The sequence below is a fragment of the Mycobacteroides chelonae CCUG 47445 genome, assembly GCF_001632805.1.
Classification (GTDB): domain Bacteria; phylum Actinomycetota; class Actinomycetes; order Mycobacteriales; family Mycobacteriaceae; genus Mycobacterium; species Mycobacterium chelonae.
The window spans coordinates 4,595,178-4,609,485 of record NZ_CP007220.1 but is presented as its reverse complement, the minus strand read 5'-3'; the positions used below and the strand labels follow the sequence as shown (position 1 = coordinate 4,609,485).

At 66.2% G+C, this 14,308-nt stretch carries 7 protein-coding genes and 2 pseudogenes; 2 read left to right on the top strand and 7 right to left on the bottom strand.

Annotated elements, in window-relative coordinates:
• Nucleotides 1–3: 3 nt before the first annotated feature.
• The 4 genes and pseudogenes from BB28_RS22475 to BB28_RS22460 form a co-directional block, all read right to left on the bottom strand.
• Entirely contained in the window at nt 4–1,461 is a 1,458-nt protein-coding gene (locus BB28_RS22475; RefSeq protein ID WP_046255122.1) for an aldehyde dehydrogenase, read from the bottom strand.
• A complete protein-coding gene (locus BB28_RS22470) occupies nt 1,458–2,585 on the bottom strand; it encodes an Rv3169 family protein (protein ID WP_046255121.1) in 1,128 nt (375 codons plus the stop codon). Before BB28_RS22470 ends, BB28_RS22475 begins: the two co-directional genes overlap by 4 nt.
• A pseudogene (locus tag BB28_RS22465) lies at nt 2,582–3,782 on the bottom strand (phosphotransferase family protein). Before BB28_RS22465 ends, BB28_RS22470 begins: the two are co-directional and overlap by 4 nt.
• A gap of 43 nt (nt 3,783–3,825) precedes the next feature.
• On the bottom strand, nt 3,826–4,605 hold the full coding sequence (locus BB28_RS22460) for a class I SAM-dependent methyltransferase (RefSeq protein ID WP_046255119.1): 780 nt from the start codon (nt 4,603–4,605) through the stop codon (nt 3,826–3,828).
• A gap of 81 nt (nt 4,606–4,686) precedes the next feature.
• Here BB28_RS22460 and BB28_RS22455 point away from each other — a divergent pair, with 81 nt between their 5' ends.
• Nucleotides 4,687–5,919, top strand: a complete 1,233-nt coding sequence (locus tag BB28_RS22455) for a glycosyltransferase family 4 protein (protein WP_109550464.1) — start codon at nt 4,687–4,689, stop codon at nt 5,917–5,919.
• Here BB28_RS22455 and BB28_RS22450 read toward each other — a convergent pair whose 3' ends face one another.
• The gene (locus BB28_RS22450; protein WP_109550465.1) at nt 5,920–7,602 is read right to left on the bottom strand and encodes an MmpA family trehalose lipid delivery protein; all 1,683 of its coding nucleotides are present in this window, start codon (nt 7,600–7,602) and stop codon (nt 5,920–5,922) included.
• A gap of 10 nt (nt 7,603–7,612) precedes the next feature.
• Nucleotides 7,613–8,794, bottom strand: a complete 1,182-nt coding sequence (pgfA, locus tag BB28_RS22445) for a cell envelope lipid trafficking protein PgfA (RefSeq protein WP_030097323.1) — start codon at nt 8,792–8,794, stop codon at nt 7,613–7,615.
• 192 nt (nt 8,795–8,986) lie between these two features.
• Between pgfA and BB28_RS24800 the strand changes: the two are divergent.
• Nucleotides 8,987–10,135 (top strand): annotated as a pseudogene (locus BB28_RS24800) (acyltransferase family protein); the annotation flags it as partial.
• Here the strand turns inward: BB28_RS24800 and BB28_RS22435 are convergent.
• Entirely contained in the window at nt 10,048–14,292 is a 4,245-nt protein-coding gene (locus tag BB28_RS22435; RefSeq protein ID WP_046255118.1) for a DUF3367 domain-containing protein, read from the bottom strand. The pseudogene BB28_RS24800 and the gene BB28_RS22435 overlap by 88 nt on opposite strands.
• Nucleotides 14,293–14,308: the final 16 nt, after the last annotated feature.

The window sequence follows — 14,308 nt, the reverse complement described above, 5'->3', positions numbered from 1 at the left end:
TGGCTAGATCGATTCCAGGGTGTACCCCATCGGCAGCAGCACGCTCTTGAGCTCGCAGTACTCCTCGATGCCCTCGGGCCCGTTCTCCCGGCCGATGCCGGACTGCTTGTAGCCGCCGAACGGGCAGCTGGGGTCGAAGGCATACCAGTTGATGCCATAGGTGCCGGTGCGGATCTGCGCGGCGACCTCCAGACCCTTGGGCACGTCGGTGGTCCACACGCTGCCGGCCAGACCGTAGTTGGAGTCGTTGGCGATCTTGATGGCCTCGTCCACCGAATCGTAGGCGATGATCGACAGCACGGGGCCGAAGATTTCCTCCTGCGCGATGGTCATCGAGTTGTCGACATCGGCGAAAATCGTTGGCTGGACGAAGTATCCGCCGTCCAGACCTTCAGGGCGCTTGCCGCCGTAAGCAAGCCGTGCGCCCTCCTCGATGCCCTTGGCGATGTAGCCCTCGACACGGGCGCGCTGCTTCTCGGTGATCAGCGGGCCCACCTGCGTGGCGGGATCGTCGGGCAGGCCGACGCCCATCAGCGAGACCATCCCCACAATGCCGTCGACAACCTCGTCATACCGTGACCGCGGTGCCAGCACCCGGGTTTGGTTGACGCAGCCTTGGCCCGCGTTCATCAGGCCCGCGAACACCAGCATCGGCAAGGCCGACGCCAGGTCGGCATCCTCCAGCACGATGGCCGCCGACTTGCCGCCCAGCTCGAGGGTGACCTTCTTGAGGTTCCTGGCGGCGATCTCGGCGATCTCCTTACCGACGACGGTGCTGCCGGTGAAACTGAACACGTCGACGTCGGGGTTGTTGGTCAGCGCCCGACCGGTTTCGGCCCCACCGGGTACCACCGACAGCACGCCCTCGGGCACGCCCGCGTCGGCGAACACCTCAGCCAGGATGAAGCTTGACAGCGGAGTCTCGGCAGCGGGCTTGAGCACCACCGTGCACCCCGCGAGGAACGCCGGGCCGATCTTGTTGAGCGCCAGGAACAGCGGCACATTCCAGGCCGCGATGGCGGCCACCACGCCGGCGGGCTCCCGGGTTACCACCGTTTGGCCGTAGGCGCCGTTGCGCAGTTCCTTCCACTTCACCGCGTCCGCCGCATTGGCGTAGTACTGGATGGCACCGAAGCCACCCAACCACTGCAATGTTTCGATAACCATAGGAGGAGCGCCGGTCTCGTCGGCGATGGCCTTGCAGATTTCGTCCTTACGGGCCTCCAGCCCGGCAACTGCCTTCTGCAATATCGCCTGGCGCTCGTGCGGAGTCAGCTTGGGCCACGGTCCGTCGTCAAAGGCGCGGCGGGCAGCGCTTACCGCGGCTTCGACGTCGGCGGGCGACGCCAGCGGACACTGGCCCACCTTCTGTCCGGTAGCGGGCGAGATGACCTCGATCACCTGGTCAGTGGCCGGCTCGGTCCATACGCCGCCGATGAAGAGTTTGTCGTAATTCGTCATGAATCGCTGTCTCTTTCCTGATGTGTATCAACGAACCCGGTGAAGCCGGAGGGTTTATGTGGGCCTATGGGCCCGAATTCGAACAGTCCACTGCCGTGGGTCTGGACGCCGTTCTCGACCAGGTGGAACGTCGCGAGATTGTCGACGGGGCAGAGCAGTTTGAGTGTGGCGTCCAGCTCCGCGGTCTTGTACCGCTTGCCCTGCACGACGAGGTCGCCCTGCCACATGCCGTGGCGCCAGTCCGGATCCAGGCCGTATCCGGTACCGAAGCCGAAATAGTGCGGCAGCACTATCTCGGCGGTGATGGTGATGTCACCCAACGTGATTACCGCAGAACTCGCCTCGCGAGTGCCGGGAACCAAGGTGATGTCGTGCGTGATGGGGCCGAGTTCCTCGATCCCCTTCGCCGGATCGCGCCATACCCGGCGTGCACCGCTGACCACCTTGGTTCCGTGCTCGTCCTCCTGGTTGATGAACACAATCGAGTATTCGGGGAACGAGATCACGTTGTAGAGCCAGAAGAAGCCGCCCGCCAGGGTGGCACGCCGCCCGGCGGGCTCACCCTCGCCGACGGGCCGGATGCCCCAGGAGCGGTCCCGGTTGCCCGACCAGTTGACGCCATCGAGTTCGTGGGTGGTGCCATCGACCGTCAATTGGCCTGCCCAGGTACCGGTTTGGGCAAATCGCGAGGTATCGAACATGACACGGCCGAGCTGGCGCTGGTAATGACCCGGCTCCAGGGAGGCCGGTATCTCGCCGGTGTAAGTGATATCGAAGGCGAGGTCGTAGTCGTCTCCGGGTTCCAGGATCACCCGCACCTTCTTCAGGCCTTCGACAACCTCGATGCGATACGGCCCGACCTTAAGATCGGCGCGGTCGTCTCCCAGCGCACGCGACGCGCGGAACACCACGACGTCCTCGCCATTGCGTACGGATGCGAATGCATCGGTGACACCCAGGTTCGGGTAGACGCCCAGCCCGGTGATCAGGTACGGCAGGTCGGCGCGGCCGCCGTGACAGCCGAAGTAGTAGCGGTCGTAGAAGTTTCGGTCCGAGGTGCCGACATGACGGACCACATCGGCGATCTGATGGATCGGGTAATCGTCGAAGGGAGACAGGCTCACGCGGAGACCTCGCTCCAGTATTTTCCGTCCAGCATTTTCTCCAGGGTGACCCTGTGCAGGATCAGGTCATCGGGGTCATTCGGCATCTCTGCCATGCCAAAGGCCATGGCACGCATTTGAATTCGAACCATGATCACGGCATGTTGCAACGCTGCATAGGTGGTGTAGAAGTCCAGGTCACTCGCGTGGTGCCCGGTGAGGGCGGCGTACTCGGCGGCGATGTCTTCGCGCCGGCAGAAGCCGGGCAGCCCGGGGAGGCCCGCGATCTCGGCCAGGTCCTGGAAGAACCTGTGCAGGAAGATGATCCATCCCAGGTCGAGCTCGCGCGGTCCGATGGTGGCCATCTCCCAGTCAAGTAGGGCCACCGGCTCGAAGTCTTGATAGATGACGTTTCCCGGGCGCGAATCTCCCCAGCTGACCGTGTCTGCCGCGCGCAGAGATTCGGTCGGCCAATTCGCCCGCAGCCACTCGAATCCGCGGTCGATAAGCGGGATCGCGGGGCCGTCGCCGCGCACCCACTCATAGAGGTCCCGGGTCCGGCGTACGTGGGCATCCAGGCCTGTCTCGCCCTCGCGGGCGTCGTCGAGGAACGCGAACTCCTCAACGGGGGCGGAGTGAACCCGGGCGATCTGGTCGATGGTGAGCCGCTGCATTTTGCGGCGGTCGGCGTCGGAGGCCTCGGTCACCCAGGATCCGAACGTGTAAGGCATACGGTCGGGCGGGACCTCCCCGTCGACGCGCTTCATGACGAAGAACTCTCCGCCGAGCACGGAGGGGTCGTCGCAGTACCAGAGCACCGGAGGCACCACGGCGCTGGTGTATTGGCCGAGCTTGTCCATCACATCGAACTGGCGGCGCATGTCATAGGTGGGGAACACGGGGCTCGAATCGGGCTGCGGTGCCGTCCTGATCACCAGGCGGTGGGCGGCCCGTTCACCGTTTTCGGTCCACTGTGCATCGGCCAGGATCGTCTCGCTGGACATGCCGTTGGCGCTGGGCAGCTCCGCGTGATCCACACTCAGTGCGGCATCGGATGGCAATTGGACCGCAATCCAATCGGCCAGTGCGCCGCGCAAGGTCTCCGGGTCCCGCTGTGATTCCGCGGGGCGTGCAACGTCCTCATGCGTCGCTGTCTGCTCAGTCAAGGTGTCGTGACTTCCGTTTCATGTCCGCCTCGTTGCGTGACGTACGCAACACTACCGGGCAGTCAGGGGAAGTGGAACCTGTTGCAATTCCTGATTCAGTGGGGGCGCAGCACAAGTACCAAATTGCTCACCAGAACCTCCCGCACAGCGGGAACTTTGGTGATCCACCATGCCCATTTTGGGTGGTAGCGGGGAAATGCGGCGACCAGTGTGCCCGTCTCATGGGCCCATTCGAGACCATCGCGCACCGATACCGCAAAAAGTGACGACCCGTAGTTGTTCTTGGGCGGATGGCCGTGCTTGCGGGTGTACCGCCGGGCGGCGCGGGCGCCGCCGAAGTAATGCGTCAGGCCCATTTCGTGGCCACCGAACGGACCGAGCCAGACGGTGTAGGACAAGACGGCCAGCCCGCCCGGCCGGGTGACTCGCAGCATTTCCGCGCCGAGCCGCCAGGGCTCCGGTACATGTTCGGCGACGTTCGAGGACAGGCAGATGTCGACGCTGTCGTCGGCTATCGGCAGGGCCATTCCGGACGCGCGCAGATAGGCCGCTCGTGGGTCGTGGATGCCCGGGGTTCCCTCGGGGGCCGCATGCATCTCACGGGGGTCAGGCTCGACGCCGACGTACCGCGCTCCGGCGTCGGCGAAGGCCGAGGCGAAGTAGCCCGGTCCACCCCCGACATCCAGCACCGTGCGGCCCCGCAGCCCGGCGTTCGTCTCTTGTCGCCACAAGTCGGTGACCAGGTGAACTGTGTCCTGCGCCACCGTGCCGTAAAACTTCTCTGGCGCACTCTGCTCGAACCGGAAAGAGGATAACAAGCTGGCAGAACGCCGTAGGGTGGCCCTTTGGGCAAACAGGTCAGTGATTTCCGGCACGGGTTCTCGTTCTGCTTGGTCTCCTTATTAGGGGAGACGGAATTTCTGGAGGCCCACCCTAACGGCCTAGGGTGCATAGCGGTGTTGAGCGAAGTGTCAGATCAGCAGGGCCTCCCGCGGGAGGTCCTCATGTTGTGTTGGCGCGATACCGCCCATCCGCAGGGTGGCGGCAGCGAAACCTACCTGCAGCGCATCGGTGCCGAACTGGCCGCATCCGGCGTGAAGGTGACGCTGCGATGCGCCGCCTACCCGGGCGCCCCCCGCCGCGAGGTGGTCAACGGAGTGCACATCTCGCGCGGCGGCGGGCGTTTCACGGTGTATCCGCGGGCGCTGCTGTCGCTGCTGGCCGGCCGCTTAGGCCTGGGGGCACTGCGTGATGTGCGGCCCGATGTCGTCATCGACACCCAGAATGGCATCCCTTTTTTCGCAAGCACCGTGGTCAGTGCGCCCGTTGTTGTACTCGTGCATCACTGCCACCGCGAGCAGTGGCCCGTCGCCGGGCAGCTCATCGGCAGGCTGGGCTGGTGGCTGGAATCGCGGTTGTCTCCGCGGATGCATCGGCGCAACCAATATTTGACGGTCTCGCAACCGTCCGCATCGGACCTGGTGTCGCTGGGTGTAGCGCCCGGGCGGATTGCGGTGGTACGCAACGGTATCGACGAGATTCCGGGTTTGCCGGCAGTCGGTGCGCTGGACGGTGTGCGCAGTGAAACACCACGGGTCGTGGTGCTCTCGCGCCTGGTGCCGCATAAGCAGATCGAACACGCGCTGACCACTCTTGCGCTGCTGCGCGATCACGTCTCAGATGTGCACCTCGATGTGGTCGGGGATGGCTGGTGGATGGATCCGCTGGTGGAACATGCCGCGCGGCTTGGTATTTCCGACTCGGTGACATTTCACGGCTACCTCGGCGAGGAGGCCAAGCACCGGGTACTGCAACGCGCTTGGGTGCACCTGATGCCGTCGCGCAAGGAGGGCTGGGGCCTGGCGGTCACCGAGGCCGCGCAGCACGGCGTTCCCACGATCGGCTACCGCTCCTCCGGTGGGCTCACCGATTCGGTCACCGACGGCATCACCGGCCTGCTGGCCCGCGATCAGGACGAGTTTGTCCGGCACACCGCGACTCTGTTGGCGGATAACAAGCTTCGCTACCGAATGGGCGAGGCGGCGCGAGCTCGCTGTGCCGATCTGTCGTGGCAGCGCAGCGCATCCGGTGTGTGGACCGTGCTCAAGGCGGCAGTTCTCGGCGTCCCGATATCCGGGATTATCGGTGAGGAACCGGTGGCGGCTCCGCAGGTCGAAATCCCCGCCTGATCACGGCGCGCGCCGTCGACCACGCAACCAACTGATCGCGGGGGCGGTGCCCGCGGCCAGCAGTGTTACCCACACCAGGTGCGCCGCGATGACGGTGACGCGCCGACTCGACGATGCTCCGATGGGTGACCACGGCCCGGGTACGCGATAGAGCGCGATGTCACCGTCGCGGTAGACGGGCTCGAGCTGTGTCAGTGTTGCTGACGAAACACCTTGCTCACCAGGAGTTTTCGCCTGCACCACCACCCAGCCGACGCCCTGTGCCGCGAGCTCGCGCGGTGCGGCCCCGGTGCGCAGCAGTTCGGCGACGTGGCGTCCCCGGGCGCCGTCCCCGCGTACGTCGCGCCCATCGACGCGTAGATCTCCACTGCTCACCGTGTCACCGCGGATCCAGCGCGGAAACGGATCCAGTACCGGGATCGCGGACGGGGTCCAGGGAAATTGCCGCACGGTTTCCGCGGGCAGCACCGCCACCGGATGCGGATCGGCGTTGATGCCGGCCGCGACTGCGGCCCACCCGGCCGGATAGGTCACCGATTCGACGCGGCCACCTACCCCCCACGCCAGGTCGGGAAGTGTGAATATCAGTGCGGTGCAAGCTAGCCCGGAAGCCACAAGTTGCGAGGAACGTTCACGCAGCACGGTGACGGCCGCCGCGCCGGCCACCGCGTACCCCGGCACCGCCAATGCCACCCATTTCTGGCCATCACGCAGAATGCCCAGCCCCGGCACTTCGGTGATGAGCCAGGTGGTCAGCGTCAGCCCCGGGCCCGTTGCCAGCAGTGCCGGGATGACCACGGCCGCACCGGCTATGCCGAGTAGCCCGAGCGCTGTCCGGGTGCGCCACAGCACCACTACGCCCACGGCCACCACGAACAGGAGTACTGCCGAGAAGGCCAACGCGAACAGAGTCGTGCGTGAGGCCGGCACCGCGGCCGCGTTCCACATACCGCCCAGCGAGGCCAGGCTTCCGAGCGTGCCCAACCCAGGCTCGGCGCGCGCCGCGAAGGCGTGGACCCCCGCCTCGTCCCCGGCAGGTATGGCGGTTCCGAGCCCCGAAGCCACCAGCCACGGCATCGAGGCCAGCAGCGAGATCGTCGGTACGCCCAGCCGTGACCGCAGGCCCGGCGCTGCCGCAAGCCCGACGATCAGCGCGAGCACTGTTCCGGTGGGTGTCAATCCGGCCAAGGCGATCCAGAATGCCAGCGTGCACCAGGCGCCGACACCGGATCCCGATCGCAGCCGGATTGTCGTCAGTGCAACCCACGGCAGGCACCCGTAGCCGACCAGCAGACTCCAATGTCCTTGCAGAAGTCGTTCGGCCACATAGGGATTCCAGACCGCGATGGTGGCCGCTACCAGCTCTCCGGGGATTCCGGCAGTGGGAACCAGGTGGGCGGACAGACGTGCCGCCCCCCAGCCGGCAAGCCATAAACCCACTGCGAGAAGCATTTTGACAAGGAATCCGCCGTCGACAAGCGTTGTCGCGAGAGCGATGAAGAAGTCCTGTGGAACGGCGCGCGGAGCCGCTTCACCGACCCCCAGGGCCGCATCGGTCAGGTACGAGCGCGGTGTCGAGACGGCGTCGCGGATCAGCAGATAGCCGGGTGCGGCAAGTGGTGCGGTAATCGCCGCTGCCAAGCCCAGTGCGTACAGCGGCGCAATAAGGCCTGTGCGGCGCAAGGCGTCCCGGCTAGAGGTGGTTTCGAGGCGACGGGAACTTGTCGGTGTCGGCCTCGCTGGCGGAGGGTTTCTCCGGGCTCCGGCGGCCGAAGAAGCCGTGATCCACCGTATCCAGACCGGGATCGATCAGCGCGGACTCGGCCCGCAGGCTGAACGAGCCCAGCAGGCCGCCGCCGACGAGCGCCACGACGCCTAGGGCCGCAAAGGTGATGGGCAGGATGTTCGACCAGATGGAAAGGCTGTCGCGGGTATCGCGGGCGGCCTTCACCTGCTTCTCGACGGTTTCGTCGTTCGACTGCACGGTGTAGTCGACCATCGGAACCTCGGGCTTGAGCGCGTCACGCGAGTAGTAGTGCAGCGCATGCTCTTTGCTCTTGACGATGATGCCGCTGACCGGGTCGACCCAGAACTCGCGCTGTGCCGCGTAGTAACGGGTCATGGTGATCTCTTCGTCCTCGCGCTCGGCCTCCACACCCCACTGCACGGCGCGCGCGGTCACCTTGGAGTCCTCGTCCTTGTCGTACAGCGAGGGGTAAGAGACAGGCTCCACCAGCTTGCCGTTGGCGTCGTAGCCGACGTTCTGGGTGAAGTGGTAGGCGGTGAGTCCGTTGACATCTTCTTCGCCGGTGTAGTTGGCGTCGAAGGCGCGCTGGGCGACCACGTCGAAGTACTGGTAGGTCTTCTTCTCGGTATCGAAGGGGAACCGGTAGCTCAACCCTTCGTGCTTGAGCGCGATCGTCGTCGGGGGCGTCTCGTCCTCGATGGCGCGCGGCTTCTGCACGCTGCCGCCGGGGTTGTCATCGCTGGAGATGGCCTCGGCGGAGTGACGATCGACGGTGACGGTGTCGACGGTGGCCAGAATCAATCCGGCGTCGCCCTGCTTGTCGGTCCGTCGCAGGGTGATGCCCGCCTGCAGGCCGACCTTGGTGGCATCGGCGGGGCTGACCGTGCTGATCTGCTCCTGCAGTGCCAGCGGCTTATCCGGGTCGGCGATGAACTTCTGTCCGGACAGCGACGCCGGGTCCAGGGCGCGGCCCTTGCCCTCACTCACCAAAGTGGCGTCCCAGTCGAGCGGAATCTTCGCAAGCCGGTTGCTGGTGTACGTGCTGAGCAACAGCGCGGCGATGATAAGAGCCGAGCCGAGCCCCAGCAGTCCGCACGCTGCGATACGCATCATGACCCCGCGGTTCACAGTCGCCGAACCCTCCTTAACGTGCGGTAACCCTGGTCCCGGCGGTGGCCGGATGACACTGCATGCCCAGGGCAAATCTGTCTGACCCTAACAGCCGCTGCCATCAGGTGGTCATTCGGCGATGTTACGGATTCACCGGTCTCGTTCTGGTCAAACGCCGCCGGATCGACTTAGAACCGTACCCTCGGCGGGGTGACAGCAGCGCACGTATCGGCTCCGGCCGTCCATGCCCGGGGCTTCGTCCCGGCATTGGAGGGCATGCGCGCCTGTGCCGCGATGGGGGTCGTCGTCACACACACCGCATTCCAAACCGGCCACAATGGCGGCGTTGATGGCCGCATCCTGGGCCGCTTTGACCTGGCAGTGGCAGTCTTCTTCGCGCTATCGGGATTTCTGCTGTGGCGGCCACACGCGTTGGCGGCGCACGATGGGCCCGCACCCCAGTCGACCGGGCGGTACTTCGCGTCGCGGTTCGTCCGCATCGTCCCGGCCTACCTGGCCGCCGTCTTCGTCATCCTGTTGCTGCTGCCGGACGCTGCGGGGGCCAACTGGGTGGTCTGGGCCGCCAACCTGACGCTCACTCAGCTGTACGTTCCGCTAACACTCACGGCGGGTCTGACACAGATGTGGAGCCTGGCGGTGGAGGTCGCGTTCTACATCGCGCTGCCTGCCATCGCGCTCATCATGCGGCGGGCACCGCTGCGCTGGCGTGCCCCGGTACTGGTGATGGCCGGAGCCGCCAGCCTCGGGTGGGCGTTCATCCCCTTCCACACCACCGTCGGCATCAATCCGTTGACATGGCCACCGGCCTTCTTCTCATGGTTCGTGGCGGGCATGCTGCTGGCCGAGTGGAGCGCCGCACCGCCCGCCTGGACGCAGCGCCTGGCGCGCCGACGGCTGCTGCTCGCCGTGGTGGCCCTCGTCGCATTCGCAGTGGCCGCGTCCCCATTGGCCGGCCCGGAGGGCCTGACGCAGGCACCACCGCATCAGTACGCCGTCAAGATCGCGATGGGTGCGACGCTGGCTTGGGCGCTGCTGTTGCCGTTGACGCTGGATACCCCGGGCACGCCGCACCGGATACTGGGCAGCCCCCTGATGGTGACACTCGGGCGATGGTCCTATGGCCTGTTCATCTGGCATCTGGCGGCGCTGAACATGGTCTTCACCGTGATCGGTCGCTTTCCGTTCAGCGGTCACTTCCCACTGGTGCTGATTCTGACGTTGATCTTTGGCTTCGCGATGGCCGCTGTCAGTTACGCGCTGGTGGAATCCCCGTCACGCGAGGCATTACGGCGCTTCCAGAAACGGCGCGCTGGCTTTCGGGAAGGGAGCCGCACCGCGGCGAAGGCCACTGTGGCCACGGAGATCAGCGCCAACAGCTGAATCCACCATGAGTGGCCGGTGTAGCCGCCCACCGATCGCCACGGATGTCGTGAGAGAGCCGCCCCGGCCAGCAGAAGCGAGCCGCCCGATATATATGCGCCCGCTGCCGTGAGTACGCGTAGCGGGCAGCGTGTTCCTACCTTGAACGCCAGGGCGGCCAGTCCCACCACGGCTCCGGTGATGCCGCTGATGGCCGTGAGGGCGGCCAGCACCGCGACACCCGCGGCCGGGCCGGAGCCCCAGGGGATCACCTGAGGCAGTGCGGTTTTTCGCCGTACCGGGATCAGGGCCAGCAGCGCCAGAACGGGAAGCAGCGCCAGCCCACCGAAGAGTCCCGCGCGGTACCAGGTGTCGAGGCCGAAGGTCAGCGTGATCGGGCCGCGGACGCCGGCCGGAAGCACCCAGCCCTGCTGCCATCCGTTCACCCGTATTGGGTCGAGCGTGTGTCCTTGTCCGTCGCGGGCCGCCCACCCGGGGTTGATGCTTTCGGGGACTACGAGCACCCGGTCCCGCGGTGACGGATCCGTGGAGACCTCACGCCGTGCCGCATCCCATCTGCCCTTGACTGCCGCTGTTGCGGTGGCGGTGGTCGGTGCCGGGCCCGGTGCGGTGAGCTGGACACCGTCGACGATGAACTGCTGGCGAGGGTTGACGGTGACGTCCTGAGGCCCCGCGCCCGTTTCGATAGGTGTCGTATCGCACGGAGTGGCCTGGATGGCACTGCCGTCCAATAGCTTCCGCACCGTGGTGGTGATGGACATGGGGATGAAACGCCCGGCAAGCGCCAGCACCGGCCCATCCGCGCAACCGATTTTGATCACGCGATTGTCGTTGGTGTTTGCGTCGGCGGGAGCGATCGGCCGACCGCTGGTGTCCAGTGCGACAAGTTCGGCAATACCGGGCGGTTTGTTCTGATCGGTTCCGAGCGCGGTCCGGTCGATGATGTCGGTCCAGTTCATCACCGTGACGGTGATGGTGTCGGTCACGCGCGGATGCAGAGACAGCGTGGAGGTGTCGGCCTTGGGATCGATGGAACGCACCTGCGGACCATCCCCGAGATCGATCGCTACCTGCTTGGGGTGTGCGGGGACCTCGGTGCTACTGGGGCGCAATCGAATACCGCCGACGGCGACAGGCTCGGGAAGTTTGATCACAAGAGAGGGGAGATGCTCGCGAAGTACCGAGTTCTGTGGTGCCGTCCAGGCGGTGCCCGGATCACCGTCGGTCGCCGCATAGGACGAGCCCCGCAGGTCGATCAGGTCGGCACTGCCGGAGGCCGTGGTAGTTCCGGGCTGCGTGATCAAATCGCGCAGCTGCGGCCCGGAGCGGGCCCGTACCCAGAGCGAAGGCGTAAGCGAAACAGGCTGGGGCACAGTCAGTGTACGGATGAAGGTGCCCGGCTCCTCGGGAGAGAGCGAGAGCGTCCCTGCGCAGCGCAGTCTTTCCGGTGACGGCATGCAGCCGGGTCGCCCCTCCAGCGGTGATCCCAGGTCCCAGCCAAGCACCGCGGCTCCCGCGGGCGGCGCGGGAATGATTGCGCTGTGGCGTAAATCGACGGAATGGGCGTATCCGGCGGCATCGTATTGAGTGAGGGACAGCTCGGTGATCCCGAACTGCACACCCGAGGTGCCGTCTTCGGTACCGGTGGCTGTCACCTTGATCCAGTTGGTTTCCCCCGGCCGCAGCGCGATGTCCAGGGGTTTACCCGGCTCGTCGAACCGCACCGACGTGGTGCCGTTGTCGGTCTCGACCTCCAGCCGCCGCACCTGCGCTCCCAATGCGGTGGCGCTCGGTGTCACGGTGAGAATCGCGTTGGTGATAGGCCGATCCAGATCTACTCGGATCCATTGTCCAAGAGCAGCTTCCAGTGAGCTGCTGACCCAGCTTGTCGCGTTGTCACGGTCGATGACGGCCGCCGTGCTGGTGCCGGGTGCCACATTGGGCAGCGCCGTGGAATCCGAGGCGGAACTGGACGCGGTGATGGTTCCGCCGGTCCAGCTTCCGTTGACGAGGGGAACCCCGGTGGCGGGGTAGTCGGGCACCCGGTTGAAGGTGCGGCGTTTGTCCCCGGGTGCGCGGATGGCCGAGGAATGGTCGTCCACGCGCCCGTAGTCGGTCTCGCGAGCCAGCGGAGTGTCGGTGACCATCGCGGGCCCGGGGCGCAGACCCGCCCGCGCGGCGTCGGTGGCCAACAGGGATGGGCCCAGCGGTGGCTGGTTCAGCTGGCGGCGCCGCTCGCCCAGACGCTGCAGGGCCTCGGGCCCGCCCGCTACCCGGGGCATGCTGTCGATGTCCGTGAAATACGGATCTCCGTAGGCCTTTTGCCGGCCCACCGCATAGATCTCGACCGCCGGATATTTTGGGCGTAGGTCGCTATCAGCGACAAAGCCCTCCACGGTCCCGGCCCCGACGGGGTCGCCGAACTGGGCGACCTTGGTCAGTCCGGGGGACCCTTCAATGGCGTGGTGCACCAGGATCGGGCGGGCGGAACGGGACGTATCGGGATCGAGGTCGTTGCGCACCACCAGGTACGAGATGCCCTGCTGCTCCAACGTGTCGGCCAGCCCGTCCGAGGGACGGCCGGCGGCGAACAGCTGCTGCACGGAGTCGATGGCACGAATGGTTTCCGGTGGTGTCAACGGGATAGAATCGCGTACACCCCAAGGGGTTTGGCCCAGAGCCTGCAGGGGTTCGTCGCGGGTGAGGCCCCAGGTCTGGATTGCGAACGGGGCTCCCGGCACCACGAGTGCCCGCCCGCCGTCATCATGATCGGCCAGCCAATGCGCTGTGTCCTGCCAGTACCCGGGGATGGCATCGAAACCGCCGCGGGGCACCAGCCGGCCCGTCCAGGCCAGCGAAGTGCTCGCGGCGAGTGCCACGAACAGCGCGATCGCCAAGGCAACTGCCCGATTGCGCTCCGGGCGTGCCAGCGCGGCGAGCCACTCGCGTACGGGCACGCTCGCCGGCAGCGGTATCCGCGATAACGCATGCGCCAGGCCAAGAATCAGTGGTAGACGAATCAGTGGCTCGAGCTTGTGCACATTGCGCAGCGGTGTGCCGCCATCGTCCAAGAAGAATTGAATCTGCTGGCCCACAGGTGATCCGAGTGCTCCGGTGTATCCGGCCGTCAGCAGCACCAGGCCCACCAGAAGTATCGCGACCAGCCGTCCGCGAGCCGGCATGCCGCGCATGGCCAACCCCGCCATGCCGACGGCGGCGATCATCGCGGTGGCTATGACCATGGCCGACTGGGTGACCAGTGAGGACCCCGCCGTCGCGGTCGGGGCCACGAACGGGGTCCAGCTGTCGGTTCCGCGCAGCACCTCGGTGAGCGAGGTCCACTGCGTGGTGACACCGGAGGATTCGATGAAGTCCAGGAACCGCGGGCTGATCTTGCCGAAGATGAGCAGGGCGGCGATCCACCACGTGGTGGCCAGCGCCAGGCAGGGAATCCACCATGCCGTGAATCGCCACCACGTGCGGTTCGGCCTGTGGGCAAGCCACCAGATGAAGGCCACCCCGCAGGCCAGAGCGGTGGCGACGGCGTTGACCGCACCCATCAGTGCGACCGCGACGGCCGACAATGCCGCGGCCCGGCGTGGAGGCATCCGCCCCTGGAACACCAGAATGACCGGTAACAGCACCCACGGGGCCAGCATCATGGGCAGCGTCTCCGACGAGATGGCGCCCAGGGTCGTCAGTACCCGGGGAGACAGCGCAAAGGCGGTCGCCGCGATGAGCCGGGAGCCGCGGGTACCGATACCCAGCGCCTCGGCGACCCGGATGACACCCCAGAACCCGGCCACGATGAGCAGTGCCCACCAGAGCCGCTGCGTCACCCAGGCCGGCACCCCGAGCAGGTGACCCACCGAGAAGAAGGCGCCGTGGGGGAAGAGGTAGCCGTACGCCTGGTTCTGTGCCTGCCCGAACGGCAGATCGCTGCTCCACAGGTTCAGGGCCCGCGCGGCGAACCGCAGCGGATTGATCGCCAGATCCAGCTTGGTATCCGGAGATATCTGTCCGGGTGATTGAGCGAAGGTCAGCAGTAAAGCGAGTCCCGATGCGACCGCGAGCCACCGCCGGCTCAGCGGGGAAGAATCAAGGCGGTGCGTCACGGTTCAGGAAATGCGG